This window comes from Ruegeria sp., from assembly GCF_965243365.1.
GTDB lineage: Bacteria > Pseudomonadota > Alphaproteobacteria > Rhodobacterales > Rhodobacteraceae > Ruegeria.
On sequence record NZ_CBDEUW010000002.1, the window covers coordinates 753,041 to 770,211 of the forward strand.

Here is a 17,171-nt window from a genome sequence, read left to right on the forward strand (position 1 = left end):
CCAAAAGCAGGGGGGCTGGATCTTGCCACCTGCCCCCTTCTCTTGTTCTTAAATACCTCTGCCAGCGGCATGTGTCGCCGCAGGCGACGCATTCAGATCGCGCCGCCTAATCTTAGGATCACGCTCAGCCGTCCTTGCGGATGGTTTCGTTCTTCGAGTCGTAAGGGCTGTCGCAGGTCACAACCGCCTCCCACAGTTTGTCCTGAATCTTGACCTTCAGTTTGGTGCCTTCAACCGCGAGATCAGGCGTCACATAGCCCATGCCGATGGACTTCTCGAACGCCACCGAGTAGCCACCCGAGGTCAGACGACCCACGCGTGTGCCTTCCGGCGTGTAGAGCGCCTCGCGGCCCCACGGGTCGGCATCGTCTGGTCCGTCGATTAGAAGGGTGCAGCACTTGAAGCGCACACCGGTCTCTTCCAGCTTGGCCTTGCCGTAGAAATCTTTCGACAGGTCGACAAAGCGCGGCAGGTCGGCTTCCAGCGGGGTCGCGTCGCGGCCCAGTTCAGTACCGAAGGCGCGATAGGATTTTTCCTGACGCAGCCAGTTCTGGGCGCGGGCGCCGACCAGCTTCATACCGTGCTTCTCACCGGCTTTTTCCAGCAGGTCGAACAGGTAGTTCTGCATTTCGATCGGGTGGTGCAGTTCCCAACCCAGCTCACCAGTATAGGCCACGCGGATCGCGTTGACCGGACACATGCCCAGTTCGATCTGACGGGCCGACAGCCACGGGAAGCGCTTGTTGGACAGCGCGGTTTCCGGGTCAGCGTCCTTGATGACCTCTTTCAGAACGTCGCGCGAATTGGGTCCGGCGATGGCAAAGACGCCCCACTGGGTGGTCACATCCTGGATTTCGATGTAACCGAACTCCTCCATCTTGTCCTCGGCCGCCTTACGCAAGTAATCGGCGTCGTATTCAGTCCATGCGCCGGCAGAGACGATGTAGTAGTTGTTCTCGCCATTGCGGACGATGGTGTATTCGGTGCGGGTGGTGCCGTGCGAGGTCAGCGCGTAGGTCAGGTTGATGCGTCCGACCTTGGGCAGCTTGTTGCAGGTGAACCAATCCAGGAACTGGGTCGCACCGGGGCCTTTGACGACATGCTTGGTGAAGGCTGACGCGTCGATCAAGCCAACGCCTTCGCGGATCGCCTTGGCCTCTTCGACAGCATACTGCCACCAGCCACCACGGCGGAACGAACGGCTTTCCTTGTCAAAGTTGTCCGGAGCGTCCAGCGGGCCATAGTAGTTCGGGCGTTCCCAACCGTTGACCCAGCCGAATTGAGCTCCGCGCGCTTTCTGAAGGTCATAAGCCGGAACGGTACGCAGTGGGCGGCAGGCTTCGCGCTCTTCATCCGGGTGGTGTAGAATGTAGACGTGCTCATAGCACTCTTCGTTCTTGCGGGCCGCGAATTCGGTGGTCATCCAGTTGGACGAATAACGCTTGGGGTCCAGCGAGGCCATGTCGATCTCGGCTTCGCCATCGACCATCATCTGAGCAAGATAATAACCGGTGCCGCCTGCAGCAGTGATACCGAACGAGAAGCCCTCGGCCAGCCACATATTGCGCAGACCCGGAGCGGGACCAACCAGAGGGTTGCCATCGGGGGTGTAGCAGATCGGGCCGTTGAAATCGTCTTTCAAGCCGGATTCGGCACAAGAGGGCACACGTTCAGCCATCGCCATGTACTGATCAGCAATCCGGTCCAGATCCAGCGGGAACAGGTCTGCACGGAAGCTGTCCGGCACGCCGTGTTCAAACCGCGCAGGCGCGCCGTGTTCGTAGATACCCAGAATCCAGCCACCACGCTCTTCGCGCGCATAGGATTCATTGTCGGCGTCACGCACTACGGGGTGCTCGGGGTTTCCTGCCTCACGCCATTTGACCAGCTCGGGGTCTTTGTCCATGACGATGAAAGTGTGCTCGACCGGGATGGCTGGCATCTTGATGCCCAGCATCTTGGCGGTGCGCTGTGCGTGGTTGCCCGATGCAGTCACGACATGCTCAGCAGTGATCACAACCTGCTCGTCGCTTTCGACAAGGTTGCCGCCCTTTTCGACCATCTTGGTGCAGGTGACCTCCCAATGGGTGCCATTCCAGTGGAACGCATCGGCCTGCATCTTGCGCACAATCTCGACCCCGCGCTGACGGGCCCCCTTGGCCATGGCCTGAGTCACATCGGCGGGGTTAATGTAGCCGTCCTCAGTGTGGTAAATCGCGCCCTTCAGGTCCGAAGTTTCGATCAGCGGCCAGCGTTCATTGATCTGCTCAGGCGTCAGCCATTCGTAGGCAACGTCGCAGGTCTCAGCGGTGGAGGCGTAGAGCATGTATTCGTCCATACGCTCTTGCGTTTGAGCCATGCGCAGGTTGCCGACCACGGCGAAACCCGCGTTCAGACCGGTTTCTTCCTCAAGCGTCTTGTAGAAATCGACCGAGTATTTGTGGATGTGGGTCGTCGCGTAAGACATGTTGAACAGCGGCAGCAGGCCCGCGGCGTGCCATGTGGACCCGGATGTCAACTCATCCCGTTCGATCAGCATCACATCGTCCCAGCCCGCTTTGGCCAGATGATAGGCAATCGAGGTTCCGACGGCGCCGCCGCCAACAACCAGTGCTTTGACTTGGGTTTTCATAGTCGGGAATCCCCCCTTGAATTAGCTTGCCACCATATGGCGCAATTCCCGTTATAACCGCGACAGCCATCCGACCAGTGAGATATTAAAAACGACCCGCAACCGGTGCAGGCTATTGTTTTTAGTCGCCGTGTCATTCCACTCTCAAAGAGTGAGCACCGTTTGGAACAGTTTTGACCGTTCCATCGCCGTCATTTAGTAGATCATGGGACAAAAAATCCGGCGCGGCGTCAGATTGATCGCTGTTCAAATGACGCGCTCGGTTTCTCAGGTGTTGGGAGGGCGCGGTGCTTAACCTTCGCGACTGTGTTCATCCTGGCCGCGTTCATCCTCTTCCGTGACCTCTTCTCGCTGAAAAAGGTTAAACCGTTTCTCTACGGTCGCGATATATCCGTCAAAGGACAGGCTGCCCTCATGTTTTTTATCCTGCTGATAGTAATCGATACCCAATAAAACCAAAACCGCGACCAGACCGAGGCCTAAAAGGCGCAACAAATCCATAAAATACCTCAGAACGAAAATACTGCTCTCAGGGTGATTGTCGCACTCAATTGCGGCCACCTAGTGACGGGAAATGACAATTTTGATGCACAGCTCAAGGTAGAATTTTGCCTGGGTTCATTATGTTATCGGGGTCTAATGCGGCCTTGATTGCCGACATGTAATCAGTCGCAGCCCCCAGTTCCTTGACCAGATACGGCCTTTTCCCCTGCCCTATGCCATGTTCACCCGTGCAGGTACCCTCCATCCCGATTGCCAGATCACTCAACCATCCGACAAAGGTTTCCGCCTTCGAAATCTCTTCTGCATTATCCATGTCAATCAGCAACAACAGGTGGAAATTTCCATCCCCAACATGACCAACCATGGGCGCAAGCAGACCCAACTCCGTCGCTTTCGCCTGGGTCTGGGCGACACTTTCCGCAAGGCGCGAGATCGGCACGCAGATATCGGTAGAAATCCCGTGCGCACCGGGGCGTAGCTGCAGACAGGCCCAATACATATCATGCCGCGCTTGCCAAAGCTTGTTGCGTTCTTCGGTCGTCGAGGTTGCGGCAAAGTCAAACCCACCGAATTCATCGGCGATTTGGCCAAAGGTATCTGCCTGCTCGGCAGCGCCGCTTTCAGAGCCATGAAATTCAAGCAGCAACAACGGCGTTTCTGGTAGTTCCAGACCAGAATAGGCATTTGCTGCACGAACTGACATCTCATCCAGCAGCTCGATCCGCGCGACCGGAATACCATACTGTATCGTCATCATCACAGCCTGACACGCGGCATCGACCGAAGGAAACGAACACCGGGCCGAGGTGATCGCCTCGGGGATGCCCTGCAAACGCAGAGTGAGTTCGGTAATGATACCCAAGGTGCCCTCGGACCCGATCAAAAGGCGCGCAAGATCATACCCGGCCGAAGACTTTTGGGCCCGGTGCCCGGTGCGGATAATCCGCCCGTCAGGCATGACTGCCTCAAGGCTCAGAACATTGTCCTTCATCGTGCCATAGCGCACCGCGTTGGTGCCCGAAGCCCGGGTTGCGGCCATGCCGCCGAGTGAGGCATTGGCTCCGGGATCGATCGGAAAGAACAGGCCCTGATCGCGCAGATGGGTATTCAGGTCCTCACGCGTAACGCCGGGTTGCACCACGCAATCCAGATCGCCGGCGTGGACGGCCACAACCTTGTTCATCTGGCTTAAATCCACCGAGATACCTCCGGCGGGGGCGTTCACATGGCCTTCCAAAGATGTCCCCGTGCCAAAGGCGATGACCGGTACTTTGTGGGTGGCACAGGTCCGGACAATCTCGGACACCTCTTCCGTGGACTGCGGGAAGACCACGGCATCGGGCTGCTGGTTCTCGATCCACGTTGTGGTGTGGCCATGCTGTTCTCGGATCGCAGCGCTTGTTTGCAGGCGATTGCCAAACCGCTGTCTGAGGATGCCGATCACGGTTTCAATCCCGTCCGCATTCCGAGGCAACAGGGTTGCTTGTACCATGGTATCCCTCCGCAAGGTCCGACCCGACGCAGGCCTTCCGGTCAATGACTAGAAGGCCCGCTGTGGATGGGCAATACCCCACTTACAATCAGGGTCACTCGCCCAGCGCGATCCCTTCGCGCCGGGGGTCAGCGCCACCCTTCAGAACCTCCCCAATCTCGATGGCGTGCAGACCCGAGGTCAGGTCACGGGGATTGACCTCGAATCCCAGTTGGATCAGGGCGTCGGTATAGCCTTCAGCTGCCGTTTCAAGCTCGACATCATAGGTTCCGAAACGATTGACAAGATGCGGCAGCATCACCGCCTGCTGAACATCCATGCCCCAATCCGCCCAAGCAATGATGGATTTTGCCACATATCCGATGATGCGGCTGCCTCCGGGTGATCCGATGGCCAAAACCGGAGTACCGTCCTGCAGCACAATAGTCGGGCTCATAGAAGAACGCGGCCGCTTTCCCGGCTCCAACCGGTTTGCAATCGGCACGCCGTCAGAATGTGTCCGGAACGAGAAATCCGTCAGTTCGTTGTTCAGCAGGAACCCGTTCGTCATCAGGCGTGACCCAAAACCGTTTTCGATCGTGGTCGTCATCGACAGCACGTTGCCATAGGCGTCCACAATCGAGATGTGAGAAGTTGACGGCAATTCTATTGAGATATCATCCGCCCAGTTCAAGGCATGATCGAATTGGGGTTTGCCTGGACCAACCTCGGTCAAGGAAACGTCCTCGGACAATAAGGCACCGCGTTGCGCAAGATATTCCGGATCAACCAGACCTTTGGTTGGCATCGGCACAAAATCACTGTCAGCCATGTACCGGCCCCGATCCGCAAAAGCCAAACGAGATGCATCGCCAATCAACCGCCATGCGTGCGGATCTTCCGGGCCCATCGCGGCCAGATCATAGCCCTGCAGCATGCCCAGAATCTGCCCGACCGTCAGCGCTCCTGAAGACGGTGGCCCCATGCCGCACACCTCATAAGCCCGATAGGCTGCGCAGACCGGCTCACGCTCGATCACCTGATAAAGTGCCAGATCCGTGCCCGACAAAACGCCCGGATTGCCCAGCGCGTTGCGGACCGTCCGAACAATGTCGGCGGCAATGTCCCCGCCATAGAACCCTGCGGCCCCTTCCGCCGCCAAAGTCCGCAGCGTTTGGGCATATTCCGGGTTCGTCAGTCGCTGTCCTTGCGACAGAGGCTGACCTTCAGGCAGAAAATACGCAGCCGTTGCCGGGAACCGCGACAAGCGCTCTGCGTCCCGTTCAACAAGACCTGCAAGGCGAGGAGAAACCAGAAAGCCCTCATCTGCCAGCCGGATACCGTCCGCGAACAAGGACGGCCATGGGCTGCGCCCCCAACGCCGGTGGGCTTCTTCCAACAACGCCGGAGTTCCCGGGGTGCCGACGGAAAGCCCGCCGACCACTGCATCGAAGAATTTCAATGGCTCTCCGGTCTTGTCCTGAAACAGCGTGGGCGTTGCAGCCAACGGCGCGGTCTCACGCCCATCAAGCGTGGTCAGCTCACCCGAAGCCGCGTCATACCAGATCAGAAACGCGCCACCGCCCAGGCCGGAGGATTGCGGCTCGACAAGGCCCAGGACGACTTGCACCGCCACCATGGCGTCGGCTGCCGTCCCACCCGCGCTCAAAACACGGGCTCCGGCCTCGACGGCCAACGGGTTGGCCGCAGCGACCATCCAGTTCTCAGCCTCGACCGGGACACCCGCAGCCTTGGCTTCCAACGCGGCGATGACCTGGTCCGTCAGACCCTGGACGTCACCTTGGGTTGCACCCTCGGGTGACACGGCATCTGCTGTTTCCTGCGCCATGACCGGTGCAGTACAAATCGCCGAGGTCAGTAGAATACCTGAAATCCAATTGGTACGCATATGCTCGTTCCTTTTCTGGCTGAATCCACTCTAATCCCCCGGCACAGCGAAACGCGCGCCAGACCGCAGGTGCAAAGTGGAAAGTCATGACCTGACGAGCAACTTAGACCCATCAGGACGTATTAGAGCATAGACGGCACAACCTGATCCGGGGGCCTGTGGCCGTCCTCAAATGTCTTGATATTGATGATGACTTTCTCGCCCATTTCGATACGGCCCTCCAGAGTGGCCGAACCCATATGGGGCAGTAACACAACATTAGGCAGTTGCCGCAAACGCGGGTTCACATTGTTTCCGTGTTCGTACACGTCCAGCCCGGCCCCGGCAATCTCACCCGACCGGATCATCCGCGTCAGGGCGTTTTCATCAATAACCTCTCCGCGCGAGGTGTTCACGATCACAGCCGAGGGTTTCATCAGCTTCAACCGCCGCGCATTCATCAGGTGAAAAGTCGACGGCGTCGAAGGGCAATTGACCGAGATGACATCCATGCGCGCAACCATCTGGTCAAGGCTGTCCCAATAGGTGGCCTCCAGTTCTTGTTCGATCTCGGGACGCAGTCTGCGGCGATTGTGGTAATGCACCTGCATTCCAAACGCGTGGGCACGCCGGGCGACGGCCTGCCCGATCCGACCCATACCCAGTATCCCCAGCCGACGACCGCCGACACGCCCGCCCAACAGCGCGGTCGGTGCCCAGCCGGGCCAATCGCCCGTTTGCATTGTGCCCATACCTTCAGGGATACGCCGCGTGACCGCCAGAATCAGGGCCATCGTCATGTCCGCTGTATCATCTGTCAGCACACCCGGTGTGTTTGAAACCAAGATACCGCGCTGCCGCGCAGTCTGGACGTCTATGTTATCAACACCCGCGCCATAATTCGCAATCAGCCGAAGGTTCTCGCCCGCCTGTCCCAGAATCCCCGCGTCGATCGTGTCAGTGATGGTCGGTACCAGCACATCCGCCTGTTTCACGGCAGCCACAAGCTGATCGCGGGTCATGGGCGCGTCGTCGTCGTGCAGGTGCACGTTGAAAAGTTCGCTCAGTCGAGTTTCTACCGCCTCGGGCAACCGTCGCGTTACGACAACACTCAGACGTTCTCTTGGCACCTCAGCCCTCCCACTGCTTTGCAATCGCGCGCGCGCCATGGCATCGTGGCGCAGGATCAGGCGGGGCACAAGAACCCCATTGGCATAGACGCAACCTTTTTTCGAAGAACGATCAACAGGTATAAGAGCAGGCAGGCAGTGAGTGCTATTTTAATGGTAAAACGCCACAGTCTGGCGTTGGTGTCCGCGTTTCTGGTGGCGTTCGCAGCTTTTGCGGCCAACGCCCAGGACAAGCGCGGCCAAGTGACAAACCTGCCCCTACCCCGCTATGTCTCGATGAAAGCCGCTGAAGGCAATGTACGTCGGGGGCCATCTCTTACCCACCGAATCGATTGGGTTTTCAAACGGCGCGGCATGCCGTTGCAGATCACGGCAGAATACGGCAACTGGCGCCGTGTTCAGGATCGCGACGGCGCCGGAGGCTGGGTTCACTACGCATTGTTGTCTGGGGTCCGCACTGTATTGGTCGAACCGGATCTGGTGCCGGTATACGCCACTCCAAATCAAAACTCACAGGTCAATGCGCATTTCGAAACCGGAGTGGTGGCACGGCTGGGCAGTTGCTCGATCGATTGGTGCCGAATCTCAGCGGGCGGATACCGCGGCTGGACCCTGAAGACCAATTTGTGGGGCGTTGATCGGACGGAAGTCCGGGAATAGTCTTTGTGCTTCAGACTTCTCGGCAACCCGATATGGGTGGTTCTGGTCCTTTCATTGGATGGGCTAATACAATCGACCGGAAGGCCCAACCCCAAAGGTGTTTAAGCTCTATCCGACCTGCATAGAGGCTCATTTCCTGAACGAACGGATCAGGACCACAAACGCCTTCGGGAAAATTTCAACCCGGGTTGTTTTTTGTCCAAAAAGCCCTTGAACCCGGAAAGCAACAGCCGTAAACAGCCGCTCACCGTTGGGGTGTAGCCAAGTGGTAAGGCAGCGGTTTTTGGTACCGTGTATCGTAGGTTCGAATCCTACCACCCCAGCCACAAATGTCCCTGTTTTCAGACGCTGAAAGTTCATCGCGCAATTGTCGCGTGATTTCGGACGCTTGGCAGACTGGGATTTCGGCAGAGACGCAATCCAGAGCAAGATACGGGCCGATTTCACGCCGTAGTCTCTGTTTGCGATTCCGGCGGTACGAGTTTGCAGATTTCAGGGTGTTTTGTTTCAGAGCGATGCGAACTGTGCGTGCTGCTCTGACCAGACAGCCGAGAACCGCGTCTTGATCAGGTAATCCGTGGTGAGGCAATCGGGTTGTTCGCCGGCAGCGATGCGGTCAAGAACCTCAGGCGCGAGCAATGCCAGGTTGGTCACGTCCTGAACACGGCGCTTCGACACTCCTTCGGAGTCGGCGATCTCAGAGAAGGTTTTGCCTGCGATGACCATTGCCAGCCAGCTACGCCCCTTCATAATGTTCTGCACCAGCGTTCTGTCGATCTCCGCCGGTGCCTCGCCCAGATGCAGTTTCAGTTCCACGCCACGCCGGCGCATCTGGAATGGAGCTTCGATTGTCAGTTCAGCCAGATTGATCTGCTCCTGTTTACTGCCAAGGCGGTCAGCAAGCATTGCCATGTCCAGCCGTACCGTCAGGGAACCAGGTTGCAGATCAACCCGTTCGATCAAAGCCAGTAGTTCCGTTGCATCGCCCTGATCCTGAAGCTTTTTCGATACGTCTGTCAGTTCGGCTGCCGTCAAATCTTCGGTCATTGCGACCACCGCACCGGGTCTGGTCAGATGCCGCCCCACCAGTTCAGCCAGTAATTCCTCCACCTGATCTGCTGGCAGCCGCCAGGCATCCGGATGTTTCCGGCTGCGATCTTTGACCAGTCTACGGGAGATATAGTAGCGAAGTCTTTTTCCGTTCTTTCGGCTGTGGCTGGGCGTCAGACGATCGCCGGTTTCATCAAAGAGCTTGCCCGCCAAAGGTGATCTTGTCGCCTTTTGTCTGGAGCCGCGAGCAACCGCTGCCCCGCTCTGCAGCATGTCCTGAACCTTGTCCCAAACCGTCGGATCAATGATGGCTGGATGCTGTCCATCATAGACCTGTTTCTTGTGCCGGATTCGGCCCGCATAGACCGGATTGCTCAGAATATGCTGGAGATGACCACGATCGAAATGCGTTCCACCCGAGATTCGACCGCCCGCCCTTTCACGGCGCCGGGACCTGAGGTCGAGATCCTCTGCCCGTTCCTTTACATCCCGCAGGGTGCCAAGTTTCAGATAGAGGTCGTAAAGCGTCCTGATCGTATCGGCTTCGGTCTCGTCGATTTTCAGTGTTCGACCATCTGGCTGATAGCCCAGTGGCACACTCCCACCCATCCACATGCCCTTCCTCTTGGAAGCGGCGATTTTGTCCCGGATGCGCTCTGCCGTGACCTCACGTTCAAATTGGGCAAAGCTGAGCAGCATGTTCAAGGTCAGGCGCCCCATGCTAGTGGCGGTGTTAAAGCTTTGCGTGACAGATACGAAAGATGTCTCAGCCGCGGCCAGCCGGTCAACCAGCTTGGCAAAGTCGGCCAGAGAACGTGTCAGGCGGTCGATCTTGTAGACCACAATCTGATCGACGCGTTTCCCGTCCACAGCCTGCATCAGACGCTGAAGTGCTGGGCGCTCCAGATGACCGCCCGATATGCCTCCGTCATCATAATGATGCGGCAGTAACTCCCAGCCCTCATGTTTCTGGCTGGCGATATAGGCCTCACACGCCTCTCGCTGGGCATCCAGCGAGTTGAAGTCCTGCTCCAGCCCGTCCTCCGAGCTCTTGCGGGTATAGATGGCACAGCGGATCCGTCGCATCACTGAACCCCAAAGAAGCGCGGCCCGGACCACCGGGCGCCTGTGATGTGCCGGGCTATGGCAGACAGGGACCGCCACGCCTTTCCATCCATGACATAGCCACCGTCGATCACTTCAACCTGATAGGTGTGCCCATTCCATTCCCGAACCAGGTGCGAACCCGGCTTCGCCTGCGCAGGCGGTGTCTTGCCAGACGAAATTTGTTTCAGTCGGCGTTCTGTCTTCGCCAATAAGTCTCCCAGCTCCCTGTTTTGTAGTTCCCAGATCAGAACCCGCTTCATGAATTGAGGCGAGAGGTACTTCGGCGGGGGGCGACCGAACACTTCCCGCCAGTGATTAAGGCAGCCCGGCCGGTCCAGCATGTCGATGCTTTTGATTGCCCGCTCAAGATTCGATACGCCTTTGTTCATCATAGCCTCAGGCCTTCGCAACGATACGATAGACAGTTCCTTTATCGGTATCAGAGCGTTCTACCGGAAACCCGGCTTTGCGCAGTGTCGATATCGCGGCCCGGGCCGTGTGCGGCTGCCAGCCGAATGCCTTCTCCATTTGTGGAATTGTAGCGCCGGTCTTGCGGCTTAGCAGTTTGGTCAGTTGTCCCTTTCGCGCAGGCCTCGCCTTTACGACCTTTGCTTTCGCGACTTTGGTTTTCTGTGCGGATTCCGTCACCATTTCTCTCCACTCATTTGCGAAGGCCAATCCTTCGTCCGGTACTGAGTGGAGCCCGGCGATCCCGGGCGATGTTTCGTAACGACAGTACCGCTCTCAAATGCCTGGAAGTCCAGTGGCTTGTTAGAGAACGGGCGGAGAGCCGAAATTCGCTGCAAAAGATAAATCAAGCGGTCGACTCATCGAAAGCGGACATTGAGGTGGTCGTCGCGCGACAAGGTTTTGAAACCTGAGCCTAAAGCACTTTAACTGTGTCCTTGCAGATAGGAACGTTCGTGCAATCACCCTGATCGAACGATATTCTCATCGAGTTCTATCCTAAATCCCAGCGATATCCATTCGCACCGCCAACGAAATACGGTCTGGAAGATCATCAATGCCACTTCGCACCATGAGCCTGCGAACATTGTTGTGATAGATGCCTCCCGCAGGAGTCAAGTATTGAAAGTGACCCGCAAAGCCCGCACTTGCATTGTCACCAAACTGGCGCTCCGCATCGCCGGTGGCGCGATCAAACTCATGGATCAGCTTGTCCTCTGGAAGCGGCGCATCTGTCGCTGACAGGTCGTCATTTAGCCTCTCGATCCATTTACGATGCTCTTGCAACGTGCCATCGCCCAGCATCGCATCGGCACCCAATAGTTCCTCGCAAATTGGCAGCGGAGTTTTAGAGACGTGCCCCATCAACTTGGGTGCGCGTGATCGTTGGATGCCCGCATCACGGTGACTTGAAAGCTGAAGCTCTCCCCACCGATGATGGCTATCGGTCACAATAAATGCTCCCGCTGCCTGAGCTATCATCAACATCATCTCGAAGTTCGGTGCCATCTGAAAAGGCGTGAGTTGCCCCCCGCCTTCGCCGCCTTTGAAAACATCGTCCCTCAGCAGCACGAGCGGGTTGTCTTCGCGCATTTGTTCCAGATGCCTCAGATAATACTGCACATATTCTTCCGGCGCGTTCGGGTCGGCCCGCCGCGCCATACTTTCCTGCGAAGCTTTAGGGAGCATGCATAGCGTCTGCTGAAAATCCTGCTCATGGAGGGTCTTCATGATCTCCGCGTCGCGCTCGAAAGTTCGCATACCTTCCGAGCGTTGCTGCGCAAGCTCCATGACTTCGCGCTGCAGAATGGGATCAACCGATGACGGGTCAGGAAATAGATTGACGCGCCCGCTCTCGATCAGTGGAAAGAGCTGAAAAAAGAAGAGCAAATTCTTCAGAGTCTGAAGAAGATAAGAATGCGGGTTCTCGACAGGCGAGAATTCAGAGTTGACCTGATTTGGATTGATGAATGGATTCTGCACCATAACATCGCCGAAATACAGGCAGGCATTCGAGACTATGAACGGCGTCGTGCGTGGATCGAGAATGCCCGCGTAGAGTGCCCGCGTGTTCCCATCCGGTTTCGGCAATAGCTCGAAGAGATCAGTATCCAACGGCCATGTGTAGCCGTAGAGTTCATGAATTCTCTTTACTTTGTCCTCGTCAAGCTCGCGGCGGACATCGTCCCAGTCCTTGCCTGCGTCCAGTCCCAGGATCGCGTTGATCGCTCGGAAAAATCCAAGATTACGCTCGCGAATACTCAGAACCTTCCAACTTGTCCGCTTGGATTTCGGCTTATCCTTGCAGCATTTCTTGTACTTCTTGCCCGATCCGCACCCGCACGGATCGTTCACTCCCAGATCGGACTCCTTGACGTCCTTGTTCAGAAAATCTGCGGATTTGGTCTTGCGGCCATACGCATCCTGATAGTCAACGCTTCCGTCCTTATAGCGAACGTATGTCTCCCCTCCGAAGCTCCAAAGCTCGTCCTTGGGCGGCAGTAGCACCTGCCGGATATCCTGCCACGTCCCTTCCACCGCCTTTTCCGGCCAGAGCCAATCCCGATTGCCTGCCGCGATAAACCTTTTCGCGCGGGATTTCAGGACATGGTTGATCGCTATGACTTCCGCATCGCCAAGTTCGCGCGTCTTGATGAATTTGTCCGTGCGGACCAAGGACTGGCGTACCTGACGCGCATGGGTGCGCTTTTCCAGCGGATCGGCCAAATCCGGTTCTTGCGCGTATTCCAAGTTTGTCAGGATCAAACACTGATCTTGATCCAGTGGGAAGATTGTCTGGCTGGCTTTCAGCGTAATCGACGGATCATTAGGATATGCGCAACGCGAGTGATCCGGTGAACAGGCATAGTTGTAGATTGCGACCGGATGATCGGTCAGGATGAATTTGACTCCTGCCGGTCGCGCGGAGACGATTTCGCGCACACCCTCGCTCCAAAGTGTGCAGTTGATCGCACGGACGCCCTGCATCTCCATCATTAGGGCATTCTGATCCAAGGACGGATACCTTGAGTTTATCCACTCTAGGCCCTTGGGAGTGCGGAACTTTTGAGCATCAAGGTATACGAAGAGGTTCTGGAAGTTTTCGTGCCACGCCGAGATGTCGTCTTCAAGAAACGCTCGAACAGCATTTGATCCACCGGTATCGATATCGCCAAAGAGCTTCCGCTCAATCTCATCATTCACCTGTGCGCCAAAAAACGTGCTGTAGAGATCAGTTTGGTAAAAGCACTGGGAAGGGTAGCTTTCGAATAGGTCGCGATGATGCTTGATGCGCCCGTCGGGGAGATGGATTTCATCGGGCGACATGTTCAAATAGTGGAGCTTTGCCTTACCGCTCGAAACAAAGCCTTTTTGGTGCCAAATCGGCACGTAGTGATTGTCTCTTGTGATATCCTTTCCACTCATAGAAAAATCAATTCTCCCGCCGACGGCGCAATCTGCTTGGGACAAGCTGAATATCTACTGATTGGAAAGCAAGGAATTCGTAGCATGATAGTCACGGTTGCCTTTGACGTGAAGAACCATGTCGAAGTCATGGAAGGTTGGCCCCTCAAGCAGGAGAATATGACCTTTTCCTTGGAGCGGGAAGGTAACGTTCTTAAGAGAGTGTGCCTCTCTTTTTCTGGTGTGAGTATCGAGCACGCGCCAATTTTTGTGCAGCCCGGTGAAACAAGCGGGAGAACGCAGCTGAAAATTGCCGATGGCGGCTTTGCGAACCTAGCTAGAAAGAGGATAATGAACTGGCAAGCCGTTGTCAGTGGCATTCAAATCATCAACTTGGACTACGATAGCCCCGAGATACGGTACCATGCGGAGAGTATCGAAGAGGAACCTCGCATTGGCTTGAATTCTTTCAAATCTAGCTTTGACCACGCACTCAACTCCTCCTGCGATTTCGAACAGATCGGTAGAGCGTTTTGCGCCAATCCGATCCCAGACGACCGAATTGAATCGACATCCCACTATCGTGAAGGTCGGCTCGCCTTTGAAGCCGGGAGGTACGTGGATGCCTACAACAATATGTTCTTGTTTTTGGAGACACGATACTGCGATGGAAAAACTAAGACAGCGCAGCAGGTTAGATTGCTGTCAAATGAACAAGTTTTGCGCTCCAGCATCGAGGAAGTTACAAAAGAGCTTACCGTGTCAAATCAAACCGAAAGAAAAGAGAAGTTTGATCTGTTCGAAGCTGATGCAAGTCTTCAAGATAAGATAAAATCTCTCGTCCTACTACGAGGAAAACTTAGGCACCATTCTCTCAAGAGTCCTCATCGCTGGGACCCGAACCAACAAGACGAGTACAAGGGCGAAGCACGGTTCTTGATGGCCGTTGTACACGACATCGTCATTAAGGAATCACTTGCAGATATTTACGCGCCAGAACCACTTGAGGAATTCAGGGAGCAATCGGTTAGTAGCGGGAATGAAATCAAAATAAGGCTCACAACTCATAGAGTAAAAAAAGATCGGGCGCTGGTGTTGGACATGAGCTACCCAACTACGGTTGTTTCTAGCCTGCTGTGTTTGAACACGGTCCGGCATGCGATTCAGGCCTGTGACAGGAACGGGCAACTTGCTGACACAGCTGGGTTTGAAGCCGTCCACATAAAACGCGATCTAGAGATTTTTTCGATAGACTTTGATGTTTGGGCGTACACGGCAACAAGAGAAATAGAAACACTAAAGCCGATCGAGTTCATCCGCTGCAGTTTTGAGCAATTTCGCACTGATCTGATTTCTAGAAACGAATTTTCTATTCCTTATCATGGAAGCAAGCTCTCCATTTTGGATGTCTGGAAGTTGTTAAGTCGCAGCTTTGATCATATCGAGCAAAGAGACCCTACTGCGCGAATAGTGAATTTGAAGCTCTTCGTAAACGATGGCACTAAGTCGCTTGTAGCTTATCGCGTAGGAGCGTTGGTGAGATATTAACGGTCGCTCGAGAATGCGGCCTATCTACGCGCTCTACTTCTTGCGACATTTTTTCCGTATGCGCTAGCTTCTAGACCGATCGATGCGACCCAATCGCGGACGATCCGTGCATATTGGCGTGTCGAGATATGAAGACGCTTATGGAAGCGACCCGGCCAAAGGTATTCCGAGCCAACCATGAATTCTTCCTCCATCCACTTCTCGACCGAGGCTCTTGTGCCTTCGGATATTTCAAAACGCACCGGTTTTTGCGTTTTGCTTTGCAACACGGAAGCCCGTTCTTTGATCTGGCCAGATGCCATAACGTCAACGACTTTCATCTTCACCAGGTCGCAACCTCTCAGCTTGCTGTCGATCGCCATGTTGAACAGTGCGAGGTCGCGATGATTTTCTGCCAATTCAAGTCGAACACGGATTGCCCAGACATGCTTTGGCTTCAGCTGCCGTTTCTGGCCAACGATACGTCCTTTGTTCTAGGCTGGACGAAGCGCGCGAATGGCCGGTAAGTTTGGTGTTTCCATGACTGATCCTCCGATCCGCCATGCCCTCCACACCGACAACCCGACGTTGACGAAGCACCATATCACGTGATTACTGCAATGCCTCTGAGGTCGGCAGCGAGCCATCTCAGTCATTGCATGTTCTATGCTGCATTTGCACGCAGCATGGAAACTTCTAAAACTGAGAAATACCACGAGCCAATTGGTGGTGGAAAGCGGTCGTCCGAGTATAGTTCAGTTGGCTCTCGTGCTCCTTGACGCACTGAGCGCTGCGAAAACACAAAGCTGCTTGCTAGACTGTTTCCGTGACTTTCACGAGACCAGGAGGGGCGTCTGGGTTTTCACCGATTTCAACCGAGAGCCGTTCCACAAACCGGTAAAAGCAGATTGCCTGAAGCACAGGATCGATCAGTTCATAGTCTGACTTTGGAATTGGTAATCTGAAGGAACCTTGTTTGGGGTGAACAAGGTAAGCCCTCGCGCCATCTTTGCGAAGCCGCTCATAGGCTGTATCGATTGCCCTGGCGGCCTTACCCTCTGAGCCAAAGATCAGGGCCCCAAGATTGTCGCCCGCAATCGCCACAGGACCATGCAAAAGCTCTGCCGCCGAATAGGCTTCGGCGTGCAGCCGACAGGTCTCCTTGAGTTTGAGTGCGGCCTCGGCAGCGATGGCCATGTTTAGGCCCCGACCAATACAATACAAAGAACTACAGCGTGCCAATGGCGTATTCGCAACTGAACAGTCACAGTCCAAGGCCTCGCGAGCCAGTTCAGGCAAAGAGTTCAGCGCATCGACCAGTGCCTTGTTTTCCAGATAGCCTGCGACGATCCCCAATGAAGCTGTCAACATCCCCACATACGACTTGGTGGCAGCGACGGCTTTCTCAGGGCCTGCCAGAACTGGCAACACGTGATCAGCTTCATTGCCGACCGGACTCTCAACCTGGTTCAGGATTGCGATGGTTTTCGCGCCGCCTGCTTTTGCCGCCCTTTGCAGCAATGCCAGATCAGGACTTCCCCCTGATTGTGAAAAGGTCAGACAGGCAAAGCCGTTTAGGTGCAGTTTGGCGTCGTAGACAGACGCAACCGATGGGCCGATAGAGGCCACCGGCAATCCGATCTGTGTCTCAATGAGGTATTTGCAGAATGTCGCAGCGTGGTCAGATGTTCCGCGCGCGCATGTGACTATGCCATGCGTGCCATCTAGCTCCAGCATGTGCCCCGCTTCGAGATAGGTCTCGATGGATCGCAATTGCCGCTCAATCATCTCAGGAATCTCGGCAATTTCAGCTGCCATAATCGTGCCCGC

The 17,171-nt window shown here is 55.7% G+C and carries 13 protein-coding genes and 1 tRNA gene; 3 read left to right on the top strand and 11 right to left on the bottom strand.

Features of this window, described 5'->3' with window-relative positions:
* Nucleotides 1-124 precede the first annotated feature (124 nt).
* From ACP0GE_RS07460 to ACP0GE_RS07480, 5 genes are all read right to left on the bottom strand, one after another.
* Nucleotides 125-2,632 (bottom strand): GcvT family protein, encoded by a 2,508-nt coding sequence (locus ACP0GE_RS07460; RefSeq protein ID WP_424831353.1) that lies wholly within the window; start codon nt 2,630-2,632, stop codon nt 125-127.
* 291 nt (nt 2,633-2,923) lie between these two features.
* Nucleotides 2,924-3,133, bottom strand: a complete 210-nt coding sequence (locus ACP0GE_RS07465; RefSeq protein ID WP_424831354.1) for a hypothetical protein — start codon at nt 3,131-3,133, stop codon at nt 2,924-2,926.
* 94 nt (nt 3,134-3,227) lie between these two features.
* A complete protein-coding gene (locus tag ACP0GE_RS07470; RefSeq protein ID WP_424831355.1) occupies nt 3,228-4,628 on the bottom strand; it encodes an FAD-binding oxidoreductase in 1,401 nt (466 codons plus the stop codon).
* 94 nt (nt 4,629-4,722) lie between these two features.
* Complete coding sequence (ggt, locus tag ACP0GE_RS07475; protein WP_424831356.1) at nt 4,723-6,516, bottom strand: gamma-glutamyltransferase; 1,794 nt, start codon at nt 6,514-6,516, stop codon at nt 4,723-4,725.
* Between the two features lie 122 nt (nt 6,517-6,638).
* Nucleotides 6,639-7,625 (bottom strand): 2-hydroxyacid dehydrogenase, encoded by a 987-nt coding sequence (locus tag ACP0GE_RS07480; protein WP_424833823.1) that lies wholly within the window; start codon nt 7,623-7,625, stop codon nt 6,639-6,641.
* Nucleotides 7,626-7,778: 153 nt separating this feature from the next.
* Between ACP0GE_RS07480 and ACP0GE_RS07485 the strand changes: the two genes are divergently transcribed.
* Both ACP0GE_RS07485 and ACP0GE_RS07490 read left to right on the top strand, forming a co-directional pair.
* Nucleotides 7,779-8,285 (top strand): SH3 domain-containing protein, encoded by a 507-nt coding sequence (locus ACP0GE_RS07485; RefSeq protein WP_424833824.1) that lies wholly within the window; start codon nt 7,779-7,781, stop codon nt 8,283-8,285.
* 251 nt (nt 8,286-8,536) lie between these two features.
* Nucleotides 8,537-8,611, top strand: a tRNA-Gln gene (locus ACP0GE_RS07490).
* A gap of 181 nt (nt 8,612-8,792) precedes the next feature.
* Here the strand turns inward: ACP0GE_RS07490 and ACP0GE_RS07495 are convergent.
* The 4 genes from ACP0GE_RS07495 to ACP0GE_RS07510 all read right to left on the bottom strand — a co-directional run bounded on the left by ACP0GE_RS07495 (nt 8,793) and on the right by ACP0GE_RS07510 (nt 13,835).
* Nucleotides 8,793-10,421, bottom strand: coding sequence for a recombinase family protein (locus ACP0GE_RS07495; protein ID WP_424831357.1), 1,629 nt, complete (start codon nt 10,419-10,421; stop codon nt 8,793-8,795).
* The gene (locus ACP0GE_RS07500) at nt 10,421-10,831 is read right to left on the bottom strand and encodes a DUF2924 domain-containing protein (RefSeq protein ID WP_424831358.1); all 411 of its coding nucleotides are present in this window, start codon (nt 10,829-10,831) and stop codon (nt 10,421-10,423) included. Before ACP0GE_RS07500 ends, ACP0GE_RS07495 begins: the two co-directional genes overlap by 1 nt.
* Nucleotides 10,832-10,838: 7 nt before the next feature.
* Nucleotides 10,839-11,090 (bottom strand): DUF3489 domain-containing protein, encoded by a 252-nt coding sequence (locus ACP0GE_RS07505; RefSeq protein ID WP_424831359.1) that lies wholly within the window; start codon nt 11,088-11,090, stop codon nt 10,839-10,841.
* A 318-nt stretch (nt 11,091-11,408) separates the two neighbouring features.
* Complete coding sequence (locus ACP0GE_RS07510) at nt 11,409-13,835, bottom strand: DUF4238 domain-containing protein (protein ID WP_424831360.1); 2,427 nt, start codon at nt 13,833-13,835, stop codon at nt 11,409-11,411.
* An 84-nt stretch (nt 13,836-13,919) separates the two neighbouring features.
* Between ACP0GE_RS07510 and ACP0GE_RS07515 the strand changes: the two genes are divergently transcribed.
* A complete protein-coding gene (locus ACP0GE_RS07515) occupies nt 13,920-15,362 on the top strand; it encodes a hypothetical protein (protein ID WP_424831361.1) in 1,443 nt (480 codons plus the stop codon).
* Between the two features lie 20 nt (nt 15,363-15,382).
* Here the strand turns inward: ACP0GE_RS07515 and ACP0GE_RS07520 are convergent, their stop codons facing one another.
* Nucleotides 15,383-15,823: a tyrosine-type recombinase/integrase gene (locus ACP0GE_RS07520; protein WP_424833825.1), complete on the bottom strand. Its 441-nt coding sequence runs from the start codon at nt 15,821-15,823 to the stop codon at nt 15,383-15,385.
* Nucleotides 15,824-16,154: 331 nt separating this feature from the next.
* Nucleotides 16,155-17,159, bottom strand: coding sequence for an SIS domain-containing protein (locus ACP0GE_RS07525; protein WP_424831362.1), 1,005 nt, complete (start codon nt 17,157-17,159; stop codon nt 16,155-16,157).
* Nucleotides 17,160-17,171: the final 12 nt, after the last annotated feature.

Bases quoted from the DNA above. Each gene is read 5' to 3' on its own strand.
- ACP0GE_RS07460 (WP_424831353.1), bottom strand. From the start codon at position 2,632: ATGAAAACCCAAGTCAAAGCACTGGTTGTTGGCGGCGGCGCCGTCGGA.
- ACP0GE_RS07465 (WP_424831354.1), bottom strand. From the start codon at position 3,133: ATGGATTTGTTGCGCCTTTTAGGCCTCGGTCTGGTCGCGGTTTTGGTT.
- ACP0GE_RS07470 (WP_424831355.1), bottom strand. From the start codon at position 4,628: ATGGTACAAGCAACCCTGTTGCCTCGGAATGCGGACGGGATTGAAACC.
- ggt (WP_424831356.1), bottom strand. From the start codon at position 6,516: ATGCGTACCAATTGGATTTCAGGTATTCTACTGACCTCGGCGATTTGT.
- ACP0GE_RS07485 (WP_424833824.1), top strand. From the start codon at position 7,779: ATGGTAAAACGCCACAGTCTGGCGTTGGTGTCCGCGTTTCTGGTGGCG.
- ACP0GE_RS07495 (WP_424831357.1), bottom strand. From the start codon at position 10,421: ATGCGACGGATCCGCTGTGCCATCTATACCCGCAAGAGCTCGGAGGAC.
- ACP0GE_RS07500 (WP_424831358.1), bottom strand. From the start codon at position 10,831: ATGAACAAAGGCGTATCGAATCTTGAGCGGGCAATCAAAAGCATCGAC.
- ACP0GE_RS07510 (WP_424831360.1), bottom strand. From the start codon at position 13,835: ATGAGTGGAAAGGATATCACAAGAGACAATCACTACGTGCCGATTTGG.
- ACP0GE_RS07515 (WP_424831361.1), top strand. From the start codon at position 13,920: ATGATAGTCACGGTTGCCTTTGACGTGAAGAACCATGTCGAAGTCATG.
- ACP0GE_RS07525 (WP_424831362.1), bottom strand. From the start codon at position 17,159: ATGGCAGCTGAAATTGCCGAGATTCCTGAGATGATTGAGCGGCAATTG.